General features: G+C 47.9%; 15 protein-coding genes. 5 read left to right on the forward strand and 10 right to left on the reverse strand.

Annotated elements, in window-relative coordinates; all coding sequences use genetic code 11:
- Nucleotides 1-105 precede the first annotated feature (105 nt).
- From purB to V7P87_RS05365, 4 genes are read right to left on the reverse strand one after another with little or no spacing between them, the layout of a single operon-like run.
- Nucleotides 106-1,476 carry an adenylosuccinate lyase gene (gene purB, locus V7P87_RS05350; RefSeq protein ID WP_333796505.1) on the reverse strand — a complete coding sequence of 457 codons (1,371 nt, stop codon included), beginning with the start codon at nucleotides 1,474-1,476 and terminating at the stop codon, nucleotides 106-108.
- Nucleotides 1,477-1,484: 8 nt separating this feature from the next.
- Nucleotides 1,485-2,117 carry a high frequency lysogenization protein HflD gene (gene hflD / locus V7P87_RS05355; protein WP_333796506.1) on the reverse strand — a complete coding sequence of 211 codons (633 nt, stop codon included), beginning with the start codon at nucleotides 2,115-2,117 and terminating at the stop codon, nucleotides 1,485-1,487.
- Between the two features lie 2 nt (nucleotides 2,118-2,119).
- Nucleotides 2,120-3,220, reverse strand: a complete 1,101-nt coding sequence (mnmA, locus tag V7P87_RS05360; protein ID WP_333796507.1) for a tRNA 2-thiouridine(34) synthase MnmA — start codon at nucleotides 3,218-3,220, stop codon at nucleotides 2,120-2,122.
- Nucleotides 3,221-3,263: 43 nt separating this feature from the next.
- The gene (locus V7P87_RS05365) at nucleotides 3,264-3,743 is read right to left on the reverse strand and encodes an NUDIX domain-containing protein (RefSeq protein ID WP_333796508.1); all 480 of its coding nucleotides are present in this window, start codon (nucleotides 3,741-3,743) and stop codon (nucleotides 3,264-3,266) included.
- A gap of 382 nt (nucleotides 3,744-4,125) precedes the next feature.
- On the opposite strand from V7P87_RS05365, the gene V7P87_RS05370 reads away from it, so the two are divergent.
- Nucleotides 4,126-6,348: an NADP-dependent isocitrate dehydrogenase gene (locus tag V7P87_RS05370; RefSeq protein WP_333796509.1), complete on the forward strand. Its 2,223-nt coding sequence runs from the start codon at nucleotides 4,126-4,128 to the stop codon at nucleotides 6,346-6,348.
- A 511-nt stretch (nucleotides 6,349-6,859) separates the two neighbouring features.
- On the opposite strand, the gene cspD is transcribed toward V7P87_RS05370, so the two are convergent.
- On the reverse strand, nucleotides 6,860-7,081 hold the full coding sequence (gene cspD, locus V7P87_RS05375; protein ID WP_260656779.1) for a cold shock domain-containing protein CspD: 222 nt from the start codon (nucleotides 7,079-7,081) through the stop codon (nucleotides 6,860-6,862).
- A gap of 194 nt (nucleotides 7,082-7,275) precedes the next feature.
- On the opposite strand from cspD, the gene clpS reads away from it, so the two are divergent.
- Nucleotides 7,276-7,596 carry an ATP-dependent Clp protease adapter ClpS gene (gene clpS, locus V7P87_RS05380; protein WP_296299505.1) on the forward strand — a complete coding sequence of 107 codons (321 nt, stop codon included), beginning with the start codon at nucleotides 7,276-7,278 and terminating at the stop codon, nucleotides 7,594-7,596.
- 44 nt (nucleotides 7,597-7,640) lie between these two features.
- A complete protein-coding gene (gene clpA / locus V7P87_RS05385) occupies nucleotides 7,641-9,896 on the forward strand; it encodes an ATP-dependent Clp protease ATP-binding subunit ClpA (protein WP_333796510.1) in 2,256 nt (751 codons plus the stop codon).
- A 105-nt stretch (nucleotides 9,897-10,001) separates the two neighbouring features.
- On the opposite strand, the gene infA is transcribed toward clpA, so the two are convergent.
- The 4 genes from infA to trxB form a co-directional block, all read right to left on the reverse strand.
- The gene (gene infA, locus V7P87_RS05390) at nucleotides 10,002-10,220 is read right to left on the reverse strand and encodes a translation initiation factor IF-1 (RefSeq protein ID WP_260656782.1); all 219 of its coding nucleotides are present in this window, start codon (nucleotides 10,218-10,220) and stop codon (nucleotides 10,002-10,004) included.
- Between the two features lie 100 nt (nucleotides 10,221-10,320).
- Nucleotides 10,321-11,028: an arginyltransferase gene (locus V7P87_RS05395; protein WP_333796511.1), complete on the reverse strand. Its 708-nt coding sequence runs from the start codon at nucleotides 11,026-11,028 to the stop codon at nucleotides 10,321-10,323.
- Nucleotides 11,025-11,738, reverse strand: coding sequence for a leucyl/phenylalanyl-tRNA--protein transferase (aat, locus tag V7P87_RS05400; RefSeq protein WP_333796512.1), 714 nt, complete (start codon nucleotides 11,736-11,738; stop codon nucleotides 11,025-11,027). Before aat ends, V7P87_RS05395 begins: the two co-directional genes overlap by 4 nt.
- Before the next feature lie 13 nt (nucleotides 11,739-11,751).
- Nucleotides 11,752-12,708, reverse strand: a complete 957-nt coding sequence (trxB, locus tag V7P87_RS05405; protein ID WP_333796513.1) for a thioredoxin-disulfide reductase — start codon at nucleotides 12,706-12,708, stop codon at nucleotides 11,752-11,754.
- A 274-nt stretch (nucleotides 12,709-12,982) separates the two neighbouring features.
- Here trxB and V7P87_RS05410 point away from each other — a divergent pair, with 274 nt between their 5' ends.
- Both V7P87_RS05410 and V7P87_RS05415 read left to right on the forward strand, forming a co-directional pair.
- Entirely contained in the window at nucleotides 12,983-16,246 is a 3,264-nt protein-coding gene (locus tag V7P87_RS05410; RefSeq protein ID WP_333796514.1) for a two-component regulator propeller domain-containing protein, read from the forward strand.
- A 176-nt stretch (nucleotides 16,247-16,422) separates the two neighbouring features.
- Nucleotides 16,423-17,664 carry a S8 family peptidase gene (locus V7P87_RS05415; protein ID WP_333796515.1) on the forward strand — a complete coding sequence of 414 codons (1,242 nt, stop codon included), beginning with the start codon at nucleotides 16,423-16,425 and terminating at the stop codon, nucleotides 17,662-17,664.
- A gap of 74 nt (nucleotides 17,665-17,738) precedes the next feature.
- Here the strand turns inward: V7P87_RS05415 and trhA are convergent, their stop codons facing one another.
- Complete coding sequence (gene trhA / locus V7P87_RS05420; RefSeq protein WP_333796516.1) at nucleotides 17,739-18,380, reverse strand: PAQR family membrane homeostasis protein TrhA; 642 nt, start codon at nucleotides 18,378-18,380, stop codon at nucleotides 17,739-17,741.
- Nucleotides 18,381-18,505 lie beyond the last annotated feature (125 nt).

Genomic DNA, 18,505 nt, shown 5'->3' on the forward strand with positions numbered 1-18,505 from the left:
AGGCACCGCCGGTAAAACCGGCGGTGCTGCAGGCTGAAGTCAGCCGCTGTGTTATGCCGGTAGCATCAGGTGCCGCCGGTTGCTTCACAAGCTCAGTGGTTAAGCTTAGTTTAGCGTATCGACCAGGGCGATAGCTGCACCTATATAGTTATCCGGCGTAAACTGTTTCATCTGGGCTTTGGCGTGTTCAGGCACGTCCAGCGCGTCGATAAAACGGTGTAAATCGGCTGGTGTAATACGTTTACCGCGGGTCAGCTCTTTTAATTTTTCGTATGGTTTTTCCACACCATAACGGCGCATCACAGTTTGCACCGGCTCTGCCAGTAATTCCCAGTTCTGATCCAGTTCCTGTAACAGGTTGGTTTCACTGACTTCCAGCTTGCTGATGCCTTTGAGTGTGGCGTGGTAAGCAATTAAGGTATAGCCAAAACCAATGCCAAGGTTGCGCAGCACCGTAGAGTCGGTTAAATCACGCTGCCAGCGTGAAATTGGTAATTTGCTGGCCAGATGCTGGAAAATAGCGTTGGCAAGGCCAAGGTTGCCTTCCGAGTTTTCAAAGTCAATTGGATTGACTTTATGTGGCATGGTGGATGAACCAATCTCGCCGGCAATAGTGCGCTGTTTAAAGTGGCCTAACGCAATGTAACCCCAAACGTCACGGTCAAAATCAATCAGAATAGTGTTAAAACGGGCGATGGCATCAAACAGCTCGGCAATGTAATCATGCGGCTCAATTTGTGTGGTGAAAGGGTTCCAGGTTAAACCCAGGCTGGTGACAAACTGCTCAGAGATCTGGTGCCAGTTTAAATCAGGGTAAGCGGATAAATGGGCGTTGTAGTTGCCAACAGCACCATTAAATTTCCCCAGCATCTGTACATTGGCAATTTGTTCACGCTGGCGCTGTAAGCGGATATAAACGTTGGCCATTTCTTTACCCAAAGTGGTAGGGGAGGCTGGCTGGCCATGGGTGCGTGCCATCATCGGCACTGCTTTGTAACGTACTGCCATGTCTTTTAACGCGGCTAACAGCTGATCACACAGAGGCAGCAGTACCTGATCACGGGCGGTTTTTAACATCAAACCGTGCGACAGGTTATTGATATCTTCAGAAGTACAGGCAAAGTGAATAAACTCACTGACAGCAGCCAGCTCTGGCAGCTCCGCGACTTTTTCTTTTAATAAATATTCAACCGCTTTTACATCGTGGTTGGTGGTACGTTCAATTTCTTTTACCCTTTGTGCATCGGCCAGGCTGAAATTGTCGACAATGTTGTTTAACAATTGATTGGCCGCTGCACTGAGCGCTGGAACCTCGGCAATGCCTGCAATACCGGCCATCTGTTGTAACCAGCGTACTTCGACGGTAACACGGTATTTGATCAAACCAAATTCACTGAAAATATCTCTCAGTTCATCAGTTCTGCTGCCATAACGGCCATCAACAGGGGAGATGGCTGTTAATGCGTTCAGTTCCATGGAAACTCCTATGCTTGCGCTAATTGTTGTAAAACAGTTTTGGCTTCCTGCAGCAGGGTTTTGCGCTGCAGAATAAAATGATAACGACGACCACCGGCCTGACGCCACAATACCGCTGCGCGAATAGCGCACAGTAATAAAGCACGGATTTTATTCTGTACTGTGCTTTGTTTCAGCTCGGCAGGTTTACCGGCAATCTGGATACGGTTGCCCAGTGGGCTTATATGCTCAACATAGATGTCCGCTATGCTGGCAATGATAGTGTCGTCGGTGATCTGAAAATGCTGCAGCTGCTGATTTAAACGTTCAATACGTTTACCAACGGCCTGCAAAGCCTGCGGATTTTTGCTCATTTTGCGTTCCAGTGCTAACACCGCCATGGCATAACGGGTCAGTTCCAGATCTTTTTGTGGGTTGTCGCCAAGCTGCGACAACACTATATGATAACCCTGGCTTAAATGACCCAGCTTGCCACCGTAAATATCAATAGGTTCGTCAGCGTTCAGGACAGCGACACTTTGCAGCGCAATAGCGAGTTCGGAAGCTTCCGTATTTTCGCCGCGGGCAACCTGCTGTACTAAGCGGATGCATTGACACAAAGCGGCCAGCGCCAAGGTTTGGGTGGTATAAGAAAATTGCATAATTAACGTACCGCCCTGTCGATAATGCCGCCGCCAAGGCAAACTTCATCCAGATAAAACACCGCAGACTGACCCGGAGTGACCGCTTTTTGTGGTTCGTCAAACACCACAGTGACAGTACCGTCCTGATGTGGAGTCAAAGTACAGGCGATATCCTGCTGACGATATCTTGTTTTGACCGTACAGCGCAAAACAGTTTGCGGGCCTTGACGATCAACCCAGTGCAGCTGGTCGGCAATCAAACCTTTGGCAAACATACTGGGGTGTTCATGCCCCTGGGCAACAATTAAGTGGTTGTTCACTAAATCCTTTTCCACCACATACCAAGGTTCGTCAGCGCCATCTTTTAAACCGCCAATGCCAAGGCCTTTACGCTGCCCCAAAGTGTGATACATCAGGCCTTCATGGCGGCCAATCACATCACCGTCGACAGTGACAATGTCGCCAGGCTGAGCGGGCAGGTACTTTTGCAGGAAATCTTTAAATTTACGCTCACCGATAAAACAAATGCCGGTGCTGTCCTTTTTGGCGGCGGTGACCAGGCCCTGCTGTTCAGCAATAGCACGCACCATAGGTTTCTCTAAATGGCCGACCGGGAATAAGGTCTGTGCCACATGTTCTGAGCCAATGGTATACAGGAAATAACTCTGATCTTTGTTATTGTCTAAACCACGCAATAGCTGCCACTTACCGTCGACTTCACGGCGTTGTACATAATGACCTGTGGCAATGTAATCTGCGCCCAGCGCTTCGGCGGCAAACTCAAGGAAAGCTTTAAACTTAATTTCCTTGTTGCACATAATGTCCGGATTGGGGGTGCGGCCTGCTTTGTATTCAGCCAGAAAATATTCAAACACATTGTCCCAGTATTCAGCTGCAAAATTTACTTTGTGCAGTTTTATCCCCAGGGTGTCGCACACTTGCTGCGCGTCTTTTAAGTCTTCGGCTGCAGCACAATATTCGTCGTTGTCATCTTCTTCCCAGTTCTTCATAAACAGGCCTTCGACCTGATAACCTTGCTGAAGAAGTAAATAAGCAGACACTGACGAATCAACGCCGCCTGACATACCCACAATGACTTTTTTTCTGCTGTTATCCGACATTCTTTTAACTTCACGCCAAAAAAGAGGCGCGGATTATAGCACTTTATTTCTGAACTGGCACAGCACTGACCGGGCTTTTGATCAGCGAGAGCGCCAACTTCGGGCCATGCAGAAAATCGTTGATGGCATCAAGCACCAGCTGACTGCGTACAGGTAAAGGGTGCTTTTGCAACTCAGTCTGGCTCAGCCAGTGCAGCGCCAGAATATCTTTGTCCAGTGGTTGGTGCGGCTTTGGCTGTTCGTGAAGGTCAAAATAAAAGTTTGTTCTGACATAACGATGGCCATTGGCGGCCAGCAGCTGGGAAATACCAAGCCAGCCGGAAGGGCTGAGCTTGAGGCCCGTTTCTTCATAAAGCTCGCGGCACACCGCACTATGTAAATCTTCATCGGCTTCAACATGGCCGGCTGGCTGGTTAAGCACCCGCCTGCCACTTTGTTTGTCGATTTCTTCCACCAGCAGGAATTTGTCCTGATAACAAACCACAGCTGCAACTGTCAGGTGTAAATGGGAACGATCTGTCACTGTGAGCAAGTCTCCATAGTCAGGTATGCAGATAGTACGTTGCCGCCGCTGTTTTGGTGTAGTTTTTTTCTGTTGTGGCAAAAATACCTCCGGACTTTTGATTTTTGTCGTTTTTTTATCACTGGTCAGGCCACGAAAGGTTTTTCTCTGGATTTGAAGTCTGTACTATGTGCAGGCTCAGCAATCTGTCGTTAGTTCCAGAGCTAAAACCAGCACTTTAAGTTGTTGGCTTGAACCTTGTGGCTGCGCCCGGGCGTTATGGCCAGTGGAGCTAAACTGATAAACTTGTTCAACAATTCCGGCTGCGATCTGATTGTCGCTGTGGTTTTTTATCACAGGCCAGGCAGATGGTGGCGCCCTTGTTGCAGATCCAGGAAATTACATGACCACTTCAAAAATCATTTATACCCAAACAGACGAAGCACCAGCTCTTGCCACTTATTCTTTATTGCCAATAGTGCAGACTTTTGCCAAAGCTGCCGGTGTGCAGGTTGAAACCCGTGATATCTCGTTATCGGGCCGTATTATTGCCGCTTTCCCGGATTACCTGAAACCAGAACAGCAACAATCAGATGCATTAGCTGAACTGGGCCAGCTGGCGACTCAGCCAGATGCCAACATTATCAAACTGCCAAATATCAGTGCTTCAGTGCCACAGTTAAAAGCGGCCATTAAAGAACTGCAGGCCAAAGGTTATGCGCTGCCGGATTATCCGGAAGAAGCTGTGACTGCCCAAGAGAAAGACGTAAAAGGCCGTTATGACAAAATTAAAGGCAGTGCGGTAAACCCGGTCCTGCGTGAAGGTAACTCAGACCGTCGTGCGCCTTTATCGGTGAAACAATACGCCCGTAAAAACCCACACTCTATGGGCGCCTGGGCAAAAACTTCGTTATCTCACGTTGCTCATATGAGTGGCGGTGATTTTTACGGTAGTGAAAAATCAGTGACAGTACCTGCTGCAACTGCAGTGCGTATTGAACTGAAAAAAGCCGATGGTTCAGTACAGGTCCTCAAAGAAAAAACCAGTCTGTCAGCACTGGAAGTGATTGACGCTTCTGTGATGAGCGCCAAAGCGTTACGCGAATTTTTAGCCGCTGAAATTAAAAAAGCAAAAGAGCAGGGTGTGCTGTTTTCTGTGCATTTAAAAGCCACCATGATGAAAGTGTCAGATCCGGTGATTTTTGGTCATGTGGTTACAGTGTTTTTTGCTGATGTGTTTGAAAAACACGCTGCTGTACTGAAAGAGCTGGGCGTGGATGTCAACAACGGATTTGGTGATTTACTGGCAAAAATTCAGCAGTTACCGGCTGAAAAACGCGCGGAAATTGAAGCCGATATTGCTGCAGTGTACGCAGCGCAGCCAGCCCTTGCCATGGTTAACTCTGATAAAGGCATTACCAACCTGCATGTACCAAGCGACGTGATCATCGACGCTTCGATGCCTGCAGCTATCCGTACTTCAGGTCAGATGTGGGGCCCGGACGGTAAGTTAAAAGACACCAAGTTTGTGATCCCGGACCGTTGTTATGCCGGTGTTTACCAGGAAACCATCAACTTCTGTAAAGAACACGGCGCTTTTGACCCACGTACTATGGGCTCAGTGCCAAACGTTGGTTTAATGGCACAAAAAGCAGAAGAGTATGGTTCACACGACAAAACATTTGTGATCCCGGCGGCCGGTGTAGTGAATGTCGTGGATGCCGATGGCGCTGTGTTGATGTCACATCAGGTTGAAGCCGGTGATATCTGGCGTATGTGTCAGACTAAAGACGCGCCTATTCAGGATTGGGTAAAACTGGCGGTGAGCCGTGCCCGTCTGAGCAATACACCGGCGATTTTCTGGCTGGATTCCGCCCGTGCCCATGATGCTGAGCTGATTAAAAAGGTGAACACTTATCTGGCACAACATGACACCAAAGGATTAGACATCAAAATCATGACGCCTGAGCAGGCGACCAAAGTAAGTCTGGAGCGCATCAAACAAGGTCTGGATACTATTTCCGTAACTGGCAACGTGTTACGTGACTACCTGACCGACTTATTCCCAATTCTGGAATTAGGTACCAGCGCCAAGATGTTGTCAATTGTGCCTTTGATGAACGGTGGTGGTTTGTTCGAAACCGGCGCTGGTGGTTCTGCGCCTAAACACGTTGAACAGTTTGTTGAAGAAAACCATTTACGCTGGGATTCATTAGGTGAGTTCCTAGCGTTAGCTGCGTCGCTGGAGCACTTGAGTCAGGTTGCAGGTAATAAAGGTGCCAAAGTGCTGGCCGATACATTGGATCAGGCAACTGCCCGTTTCCTCGACAACGACAAATCGCCAACCCGTAAGCTGGGTCAGCTGGATAACCGTGGTAGCCATTTTTATCTGGCGTTGTACTGGGCAGAAGCGCTGGCAACACAGACTGCTGATGTGGCATTACAACAACGTTTTGCACCTTTAGCCAAAACACTGAGTGAAAACGAAGCCAAAATTGTGCAGGAGCTGAACACAGTTCAGGGTAAAGCGGTTGATATTGGCGGTTACTACCGTCCTGATGACAACCTGGCAAGTAAAGCCATGCGTCCAAGTGCACTGTTTAATCAAGCGCTTGCTGCAGTTTAACTGCTGACATCTACAGCTTTTGTTACCTGCCAGGGGCGGAGCTAACAAAAGTGATGTTCATAAATAGAGAAGGGGCTGAATTCAGCCCCTTTTTTCAATCTTTACACTGTTCTGAATAAACCTGACTGTGTGACTGCCCCGTCCTGAAAAAGGTTGACACCTATCTCTGTAACTGCAGAGGCAGTGTTCTACCGCTCAGGCTTTCCCTTGATCTTTGTTTAATAACTTTTGCCGCTACCAGACCTTTTCCTCTACAACAAATTCTTCTTGGATAAGGATCAGACAGACGAGGTGATGCAGATACTGAGTCGCCTGGTGCATCTGTACAATAGGTTCTTTTTACCAGTCAGCCGTGGTCTGAATATGTTTGTTATGCATGAAGCAAAAATCAATAAAAGCAGAGCAGAAGTAATAAAAGAGAGCATTAATGAAAGAGCGGACCACAGATATGAAATGAGTGTCAGGCAGGTCCCCCTGCATGGCTGCTGCCTGTCACTTCGATGATGCAGTGTTATTCGGTTTTGCCGTCTTCCGGCAGTGCGATATTCACAGCATGCAGGCCTTTTGGCCCTTCTGACAATTCAAAGGTCACATCCTGGCCGGCCTTCAGGGTACGGTAGCCGTCCATGTTAATGGTTGAGTAATGGGCAAAGATGTCTTCGTCACGACCATCTTCACGAATAAACCCAAATCCTTTGGCATTATTGAACCATTTTACTTTACCGGTAGCCATACTACATACTTCCTTCTCTTAGTTAGCTAAATTCTGTATTCTAAGCTGACAGCTTCAAAGCTTTTTCAAGCTCCATTAGTTACTGTAGATAATTTGTTCAGCTAGTCAAGTTTTTTACCGAACTAAACCTTATTGAAAAGCACTGAATTAACCTCCATATCCTTTGATGGATTAACCAGGCGTGACTATAGTTTATGAGCGGCAGCAAACAGACACAGGGACATGACGAAGGCTTGGCAGAACTGATCCGGCAACGGGTCGAACCTCCTCCAATGTATAAAGTGATTTTACATAACGACGATTACACGCCGATGGATTTTGTTATAGATGTGCTGACCCGGTTTTTTAATATGCAATATGAAAAAGCCAGCGAAGTGATGTTAAAAGTCCATTATGAAGGTAAAGCCGTATGTGGTTTATTCACGGCAGAAATTGCCGAAACCAAAGTGCAACAGGTAACCACTTATGCCAAAGAGCACGAACATCCGCTGTTGTGCTCAATGGAAAGGGCTTAAGCCCTATGTCTCAGTAGGTAACTCAGGTGGATTAGGAGCAGTGCATGTTAAATAAAGATCTTGAGTTGACGCTGAATCTGGCATTTCGTTTTGCCAGGGAACGCCGCCATGAATATATGACTGTTGAACATTTGTTGCTGGCTTTGCTGGACAACCCGGCGGCAGGTGATGCACTGAAGTCCTGCGGGGCAAATATCGACAGACTACGCGTTGATTTATCAAGTTTTATCGATTCAACCACACCACTGATCCCAGACGGTGATTTAGACCGTGACACCCAGCCGACCCTTGGTTTTCAACGTGTGCTGCAAAGAGCGGTTTTTCATGTGCAATCGTCCGGCAAGTCTGAAGTCACAGGCGCCAATGTGCTGGTTGCAATTTTTAGCGAACAGGAATCTCAGGCTGTTTATTTACTGAAGAAAATTGATATCAGCCGGCTGGATATTGTGAATTACATTTCTCACGGCGTTATTAAGGCCGATAAAATTGAGCCAAATGACGAGCAGCAGGATGATGTGGGTGATGTTGGGGTTGAAGATAATAAATATCTGGAAAACTTTACTGCTAATTTAAATGTGTTGGCGAAAAACGGCCAGATAGACCCTTTAGTCGGGCGTGACACTGAACTTGAACGTACTATTCAGGTACTGTGCCGGCGTAAAAAGAATAATCCTTTATTGGTGGGTGAGGCCGGTGTTGGTAAAACAGCCATTGCTGAAGGGCTGGCTTACCGGATAGTGCAAAACCAGGTGCCGGAAGTGATTGCCAACGCCACTATTTATTCGCTCGACATGGGTGCGTTATTGGCAGGCACCAAGTATCGGGGCGACTTTGAAAAACGCTTAAAGTCGCTGTTAAAAGAAATTGAAAAAGAAAAAGATGCGGTTCTTTTTATTGACGAAATTCATACCGTCATTGGTGCTGGCGCAGCATCAGGTGGCGTCATGGATGCGTCTAACCTGATTAAACCTCTGCTGTCCAGTGGCCGTCTGCGTTGCATCGGCTCTACCACTTATCAGGAATTTAAAAGCATTTTTGAAAAAGACACTGCGCTGGTCAGGCGTTTCCAGAAAATTGATATTACTGAGCCCAGTGTCGACGACACCACACAGATTTTGCTTGGTTTAAAAGAACGTTACGAGCAGCACCACGGTGTGCGTTACACCAACAAAGCACTGCGTGCCGCCGCCGAGTTATCAGCAAAATACATTAATGAACGCCATTTGCCCGATAAAGCCATTGACGTTATTGATGAAGCGGGCGCCAGTCAGCGGTTATTGCCGGTTTCAAAACGCAAAAAAGTGATTAACGTGCCTGATATTGAACATGTCATTGCCAAAATGGCGCGTATTCCGGAGCAGTCGGTTTCTGCATCGGATAAAGATGTACTGGCAAATCTCGACAGGAACTTAAAACTGGTGGTATTTGGTCAAAACGAGCCTATTGAAGTGCTGACCTCGGCCATCCGGTTGTCACGCTCAGGTCTTGGTAACGAGGAAAAACCTATCGGCAACTTTTTGTTTGCCGGCCCTACTGGTGTAGGCAAAACTGAAGTCACCAAACAACTGGCCAAAATTATGGGGGTTGAGCTGCTGCGCTTTGATATGTCGGAATATATGGAACGTCATTCCATCAGCCGGCTGATTGGTGCGCCGCCGGGTTATGTCGGTTTTGATCAGGGGGGGTTGTTAACAGATGCGGTGTCAAAACACCCGTATTCTGTAGTGTTGTTGGATGAGATTGAAAAGGCGCATTCAGATATTTACAACATACTGCTGCAGGTGATGGATCACGGCACTTTAACCGACAACAACGGCCGTAAAATAGATTTTAGAAATGTGATTCTGGTGATGACGACCAACGCAGGTGTGCAGGAAACTGTGCGTAAAACCATCGGCTTTAAACAGCAGGATCACAGCCACGACGCTCTGGCGGAAATTAACCGGACATTCAGCCCGGAATTTCGTAACCGGCTGGATGGCATCATTTGGTTTAAACATTTGTCACGCGACATTATTCTGCAAATTGTGGATAAATTTGTTTGTGATTTGCAGGTTCAGTTGGACAAAAAACAAGTGTCGCTGGAGCTCAGTGGTGCCGCAAGGCAGTGGCTGGCGGACAAAGGTTATGATCAGGCCATGGGTGCAAGGCCAATGGGGCGCGTCATTCAGGAGCAACTGAAAAAACCGCTGGCCAATGAAATTTTGTTTGGTCGTTTAACTCAGGGTGGTGATGTTCGTGTAGATTTGGTTGGTGACGAGCTGGTGTTTGACTACAGCGATGCCGCAGTGCCGGCCTGAATGGAACTTTTAACCAAAAACAAAACCCGGCTTAGCCGGGTTTTGTTTTATCAGGTGTTTCAATTGGCAGCAGACAGCAATTTTATGTTGTACCGCTGATGCAACTTAACGTTGACGGAATACGATACGGCCTTTGGTCAAATCGTATGGCGTCATTTCTACAGTGACTTTATCGCCGGTCAGAATACGGATGTAGTTTTTCCGCATTTTTCCCGAAATGTGCGCGATAACCACGTGACCATTTTCGAGTTCGACCCGGAACATTGTATTTGGCAAGGTATCCAAAATTGTGCCTTGCATTTCAATCACGTCTTCTTTCGCCATGCAGCGTACGAGCCCCTTTAGAAAAAATTATTTAAACCGGAAAAAAAAGTGTGCAGATTGTGCCGAAATCACAAGGATAAGTAAAGCGACTCAGGTCTTTTTAATCAAAAGACTGCCATTTACCAGCGATTAAACGCTGCTGCGGCCTGAAATTCGCTTTGTAGGCCATTTTTGTACAGTCAGCAATAAAATAGCCCAGATACAAAAAGGGCAGTTGCTGTTTCTGACTATGAAACAAAGTGGCGAGAATGGCGAGAGTGCCAAGCGCAAGTTCGGTGTCGGGTTTATAAAAACTGTACACCGCAGAATAACCATCCTTCATCGGATCCAACAAAATCACGCCAACCAGTTCAGCCCCCTGATATTGTTCAATGACTGAAATATTAAGCCAGCTGCAGTGCAATAAAGAAGCTAGCTGTTCTTCTGAGGGCGGATACATCACACCATCGGCATGTATTTCACTAATATACTGCTGGTAAAGTGGATAATAAGCGGCAACCGTATCTGGTGGGCAAAACTTCCAGTGCCAGTCCGCTCTTTCAGCTCTTTTCAGCAATTTACGCTGACTTGTGCTGAGTTGAAATTCGTTTACCAGCACCCGGCTGGCCTGACAAGCTTGGCACTGCAGACAATAAGGCCGGTATAGCTGATCGCCGGTACGACGGAAATTGTAAGCCATTAACTGCTGATATAAGTCAGTGTCGAGCGGCTGCTCTGGCAAAGTAAATACCAGTCGCTCCTGTTGCTGTGGCAAATAACTGCAGGGGTGCTCGGCGGTTAAGCCAAATAACAGTTGTTGTGGGCTCACAACTCAAACTCCAGAGCTTGCGCCAACCAGAACTCTGTCGGCACCTGTTGATATTTGAGCTGGTTTAGCAGCAGCAGATAATCGGCGCGTGGCAGCGGTTGTACACCAAGTTGCAGTAAAAAAGGATTGGGCATCTGACAATCAATCCAACCGGCGCTATATCGCTGCAGCTGTTTTTGTAGCATCACTAATGCCAGTTTGGCGGTATTGGCTTCGAGGTTAAACATCGACTCCCCACAAAATAATCCACCTATGGTGAGACCGTATAAACCACCTACCAGTTCGCTGCCACGCCATACTTCAATACTTTGTGCTACACCGGCCAGATGCAGTGCCAGATAAGCCTTCTGCATCTGCGGCACTATCCAGGTACCTTGCTGATTTGCCCGCGGCGCTGCACATAAACGCACCACATCGGTAAACGCCATATTACAGCTAAAATGATACTGCTGTTTTTTCAGATATTTTTTCAGACTACGGTTCAGTTGTAGCTGGTGTGGCGCAAAGACAGCCCGAGTGGCCGGCGACCACCATAAAATGGGTTCGTCTTCACCAAACCAGGGGAAAATAGCCGACTGATAAGCAGCTAGCAGCCGCTGTGGCGACAAATCCCCCCCCATCGCCAGTAAACCATCAGGGTAGCTCAGGGATTCAGAGAGCGGGGGAAACCAGTGTGGGTCCTCCCGCAATTCCGGCAGATAAATTGGCATTTAAGCCAGCAGATTATTTGCTTTGTGCATCAAGGTAACGTTCTGCATCCAGTGCGGCCATACAGCCGGTACCGGCAGAAGTGATCGCCTGACGATAAATGTGATCAGACACATCGCCAGCGGCAAAAACACCCTCAATGCTGGTTTGGGTGGCGTTGCCTTCAATACCACTTTTCACCACCAGATAGCCGTTTTTCATTTCCAGCTGACCGGCAAAAATATCGGTGTTTGGTTTGTGGCCAATAGCAATAAACACACCTTGTAGTGCCAGCTGTTCTTCCGGCTGGCCATTAGTAGAGCTTAACCGTACGCCGGTCACGCCCATATCGTCACCCAGCACTTCGGCCAGTTCCCTGTGGGTGTGTAGCACGATATTGCCGCTGGCCACTTTGGCATTTAAACGGTCAACCAGAATTTTTTCTGCTTTAAAGCTGTCGCGGCGATGAATTAAATGTACTTCAGACGCAATATTAGACAGATATAAGGCTTCTTCTACCGCGGTATTACCACCACCAACTACGGCAACCTTTTGGTTACGATAGAAAAAACCATCACAGGTTGCACAGGCAGATACACCACGGCCACTGAATTTCTGTTCAGACTCAAGGCCCAGATATTTGGCAGAAGCACCGGTCGCGATAATTAACGCATCACAGCTGTATACACCATTGTCACCGGTCAGGGTAAAAGGACGGTTTTTCAGATCAACGGTATGAATATGGTCAAACACAATTTGCGTATTAAAAGTTTCTGCGTGTTCGCGCATCCGCTCCATCAGCGCAGGACCAGTCAAACCGTGCGGGTCGCCCGGCCAGTTTTCAACTTCAGTCGTGGTGGTCAGTTGACCACCTTGTTGCATGCCGGTGATCAGAACCGGGTTCAGGTTGGCGCGGGCGGCATAAACTGCAGCAGTGTAACCCGCAGGACCTGAACCTAAGATCATTAAACGGCTATGTTGAGGATTTGACATAAAAACTCCGGTGGATTCAGCACAATAACAAGACATTGCTCATCGAGATGGGGGCGATTTTAGGGTATTGCAACTACATCGCAAAGCGCTTTGGCGAAATTAATTCGCTTGCGCTGTAAACTGAGCTTTGCTGTGCTAAGGTGAAGGCGTTAGCGCAAGTGCAGGTAGTGATTTGGAGCCGGAGGTTGTTCTGGAGCGCGGGTGGAGGAGTCGGCGACTGGCTGGCTGGTTAAGGATACTGATCTTATGCTGGGCTGCCGTTTGTAGTCACAGTGTGTTTAGCTATCACGACTTTAAGCGTATTGGCGTCGACGACGGCTTGCCAAATGCCACGATTTACAGTGTGGCACAGGATAAACAGGGTTATATCTGGCTAACCTCCACCAACTCTGGTTTGCTCCGATACGATGGTTATACCTTTACTGAATTTCCACTGTTAAGCCCAGCCGAACACCAGCAGGTTGGCAATCAAGATGTAGGTGTTTTATTAATTGACAATAACAATACGCTTTGGGCTGGTACCTGGGGTTATGGCCTAAGTCGGATTGATGGGGTTAGTGGAAAGTTACGCCGTATTGTGGCCGATGAAAGCTCCGAAAACGCGCTTGCCGGTATGTATATCCAAACCCTGATGCAGGATAAAGACGGCGCTGTTTGGGTCGGCACCACCCTTGGCCTGAACAAAATTAATCCTGACGGCAGCATTATCCGTATTGGCGGCCCTACATCAGCACAGCCTTTGATCAATCAGCGCATCTGGAGTTTGGCCCAAACTGAAGATGGTACTGTCTGGATAGGCACAGCGCAGGGATTACACAGTTATCAGCAAAGTTCAGGGTTAAGTCAGGCGTTAAAGTTATATCCTGACGCCGTCCCCCAAAGCCGCGACAATGAAATTAGAGCTTTAACTACGCGCAATAATGAATTGTGGCTGGGGGGGCGTGATGCATTATTCCGGTTACAGCAAGGTAAGTTGCAACAAGTTCCGTTTTTCCCGGAACAACAAAGCCCGATTATTAATGTGCTGCGTTTTGATGCTGACAATAAATTATTGGTTGGCACTTATAACGGTATGTTCAGGGTTGATCCTGAGTTACTGCAGTTTGTGCCTTTTCGGGAACAACAGTCGTTGTTGCCTAACGTCAATGTCAGAAGCATTTTTTTAGACAGAACAGGCGTGCTGTGGCTTGGTTCGCGGGAGAGCGGGCTCTACTTTGCAAGGCATAACAAGTCCGCTTTTTCCTCGCTAGAAAACGTGCTGCCCGCCTTAGCTACCGACCAGTTTGACTTTACCGCAACCAGCGTTTTTGCCGACAACAATATCATCTGGCTTGGTAGCGCAGATCATCTTTATCGTATTGACCGCCAAAAGCAAAATCTAACAAGGTATGCCACCGGTGGCAGGGTAAACAGCATCAGGTTAGATAATAAGGGCCAGCTGTATGCAGCCACCGATGTGGGTTTATACCTGTACAACACAGAGCTGGACGCCATTCGCAAAATCACCACACCCTTTACACTCGCCAGCAGCAGTGACGGGAATATCCGCGATTTACAGATAGAACAGGACGGACGGTTCTGGTTTGGTCTCTGGGGGGAGGGAGTTCTGGCCTGGGATCCCGAATCGGACAAAGTGGTGACTTACCTGAAAGAGGAAATGCGCCAAAAAGTTGGGGACGCCGTGCAGGCGATGCTGCTCAAAGACAAGATTTTATGGGTTGGCAGTCGTTATTCCGGTTTATTGCGGATTGATACCAACACAGGTGCAGTGATCAAACAAAGTTTAGCCGGGCTGAAACTGCCAAGTGATGATGTGCAGTGTGTGGAGTCAGGACCAGCAGGCGCAGTGCTGCTTTGCACCTCAAAAGGTCTTATTGTTTATCAGCCAGACAGCAAAACACAGCAGCACTTTCACAGTGGCAATGGTTTACCCAGCGATAATATTGTTGGCGCATATACCGACAGCAAGCAGAATATCTGGTTGTTGTCGGCGAAGGGATTAACCTTAAGACCTGTCGGCACAGAACGCTTTATCACTTTCACCCGCCAGGACGGTATGGTGGCGACAGAACTTGCTTTTAAATCAATTTTTGAAGAGCAGAGCGGTCAGCTGCTGGTCGGCACCATAGGCGGGATGGCCCTGATTGAACCTGAGCTTTTGTGGGTCAATGACAGAGTACCGCAAGTTGCGGTGTCGCACGTGTTGGTTAACAACAAAAGCCTGCCAGCCCAACCCCATACTGCGCAGTGGCCGCTGGTGAAACTAACGCCGGCCGACAACAGCGTTGAGTTTGTATTTGCCAGCCTTGATTATCATGATGTCAGCCGTAATCAGTTTATGGTGCGGCTCAAGGGGTTTGACAAAGACTGGATATTACATTCGGGCAAAAACAGTGCTTATTATTCCAACTTACCTTCTGGCGACTACCTTTTTGAAGTGCGAGGCTCCAATAACCATGGTTTATTCAGTGACCAGAGCGCCACTGTGCGGCTGGTGGTTGAGCCCCCCTGGTGGCAACACCGGCCTGTGCAAGGTGCTTTGTTATTCTTACTGTTGATGCTGATGCTGGGTTTTCACCAGTACCGGTTGCGTCATATCCGGCAAATTAATAAGTTATTGCAAAATTCGGTGCAGGAAAGGGCAAAAGCCCAGTTGATCCTGGAAACCAAAGTGGCAGAGCGCACCAAAGCGCTGGAAGACAGTTCACTAACCTTGTCACTCCGAACCAAACAGCTGGAAAAAAGTTTGCTGGAAATTGCCAAAACAAACAAAGAATTAACCAGGCTTGATAAGTTAAAGGATGAATTTATTTCCACTGTGTCGCATGAGCTCAGAACACCGCTGACCTCGATACGTGGGGCTGTGGGTTTAATAGCACAAAAAGTGGTGCAACCCGACTCTGAACCTTATCAGTTGTTGGTACAGACAGCGCTGAATAATTGTGAGCGGTTATCAAATTTAATTAATGATTTGTTGGACGTGCAGAAGTTTGATGCCGGCAAGTTTGTGCTGCAATTAACCGAACTTGATTTAGAAGACGCGGCACAACAAGCCATGACAGCACTGAAGACCTACAGCGATAAATACCATGTGACATTGCTGCTTAAAACCGATCTGCCGCCTGACGGTGACAATACCTCAACACCACAGAGCGGGCATGGCCGTTATTTGGTGATGGCCGATCCGCTCAGAATAAGGCAGGTGCTTGATAATTTATTATCCAATGCCATCAAATTTTCTCATCCAGGTGGTCAGGTTGAAGTGATGTTGTCCAGTGATGGCAAGCAGGTGAAGGTGGCTGTCACAGATGAGGGTATTGGCATCCCGGCGGCATTTCAGCACAGAGTGTTTGAAAAGTTCAGTCAGGCTGATGCCTCGGATAGCAGAGCCAAAGAGGGTACAGGTCTTGGTTTAACTATCTGCAAGCGTATCATTGAAAGTCACGAAGGACAGATTGGCTTTCAGAGTGTTGAACAACAAGGTGCGACGTTCTGGTTTAGTCTGCCTGTTGCCAGCAAGGACAAAGCGCTAATGTAAAGTTGCCTAATGTATTGATTTCTAAAGTATCATTTTGTTGTCATTAAATTGTCAGAAAGATATCAGCGCCCGAGACTTGGAGGCGCTGACCTATGCCTTTAGTTTGATTTTCGCCCGTCACATAAAAAAATGTGGCGGACATAACAACAATAAATCAACTATTTAAAGGCACTATCATGATGCAACCAATCCAAAAAGTTCTGCCGCTGCTCTTTACCGCCACTGTGATGGCACTGTCAGTGCAACAAGCTGTCGCCAGTGAGACTGACGAATTTATGCCATTAAGCGGTGACGATAAACAATACATGATCAAATTTAAATCCGGTTCGACCATTCAGGCGCTTGGTCCTCAGGCTGACAGCTATTTGTCAGCGGGTGAACGCAAACAGAAGTTTTCGCGTAAAGGCGCTATGGCGTTATTACGTCAGGCCCAGGTGCAGGAAGCCAATCATCTGGATGCTTTTGGTGTCAGCGTGGCCAAACTGAATGCACAGCAGCTGGCAGCGCTGCAAAATAATCCGTCAGTGGATTATGTCGAGGAAGATCCAAAACGTTATTTACTGGCAGAATCTGTGCCTTATGGCATTACCATGGTGCAGGCGCCTCAGGTCAGTGATGCACTGACGTCCAATATCAAAGCCTGTGTCATTGACACAGGGTACAACTATGGTCACCCGGATTTGCCAAGCAGCGGTGTTACAGGTTATGCCTTTAGCGGTCATGGCAGCTGGAGCACAGATGGTAACGGCCATGGTACCCATGTGGCCGGCACTATCGCCGCTATTGGCGGGAACAATATTGGTGTGGTAGGGGTAAACCGTTCGGCCAAGCTTGGTTTGCATATAGTCAAAATTTTTAACGACTCAGGCAACTGGACCACAGCCTCTAACCTTATTCAGGCCATTCAGAGCTGTAAAAATGCCGGTGCTTCAGTGGTGAATATGAGTTTGGGCGGTAGCAGCTCCAGCACCACCGAAAATAATGCGATGACCAATTTTTATAATGGCGGCATGTTATTAGTGGCTGCAGCCGGTAATGCCGGTACCAGTGCATTTTCTTACCCAGCCTCTTATAGTGCTGTGATGTCGGTGGCTGCGGTCAACAGCAGTAAAGTGCGCGCCAGCTTTTCACAATACAACAGCCAGGTTGAGATCTCAGGTCCAGGTGTCAGTGTCAACTCCACCTATAAAAACAGCACTTACAGCAGCTTAAGCGGCACTTCAATGGCATCCCCCCATGTGGCTGGGGTGGCGGCACTGGTCTGGAGTCAGCACCGCACCTGCAGCGCGGCGAAAATTCGTGCAGCGCTGAATGCGACAGCTGAAGACAGAGGCACGGCAGGCCGGGACACCCAGTATGGCTGGGGTATAGTGCGGGCCAAGGCTGCGGTGGATTATCTGAATATCAACCGCTGCTAATCTATGTTGTGTTTTGTCAACATATAAAAAAACGCCCCGGTTTGGGGCGTTTTGTTTTTTCACTGATGTTGGCGTTACAACACAAAATAATATACCGAAATAAAATGGCAGCCGCTGCCTGCGACCACCCACAGATGCCAGATGACATGATGGAATTTCAGCGCATGCCAGATATAAAAAATCACACCAAAGGAATAACATAAACCACCGGCCAGCAGCCACCACAAACCGGCTGCAGGCACATGGGTCAGCATAGGGTTAATCGCAATCAGCGCCAGCCAGCCCATCAGCAGATAAAGCACCAGGCTGGTTTTTTTAAATTTCAGATGGGCGGCAAACTCCAGAATAATACCGGCAAAAGCAATAGCCCAGACCACAGCCAGCAACCAGAATCCCCAGCTGTCCCGCATGCTGATCAGAGTAAAAGGGGTGTAACTGCCGGCAATTAACAGATAAATAGCGGCATGGTCCAGCTTGCGCCAAAAGGCTTTGTGACGAGGGTTTTTACTGCCATGGTACAGGCTGGAACACAGGTACAATAAAAACAAGCTGACACCAAACGCCAGCGCAGCCAGTGTGACTTGCCAGTCATTTTGTTGCAGGCTTTTTTGCAGTAATAACAAACAACCCAGTAGGCTTAACAGTGCGGCAAAACCATGGCTAAGCCAATGCAACAACTCTTCGGTTGGGTGATAAGGGGCCTTCACTTTGGTCATAACAGGTCCAACAGCAAAACAACGGCACTCATCATACCACTAATAAAGTGGCGCGCAGCAAGCCTGACAGACAAGGTTTGGTGCCTTACCGGATCAGGGTTACAATAACGACCGTTTTTCTGGAG

The organism is Rheinheimera sp. (genome assembly GCF_036782235.1).
Classification (GTDB): domain Bacteria; phylum Pseudomonadota; class Gammaproteobacteria; order Enterobacterales; family Alteromonadaceae; genus Pararheinheimera.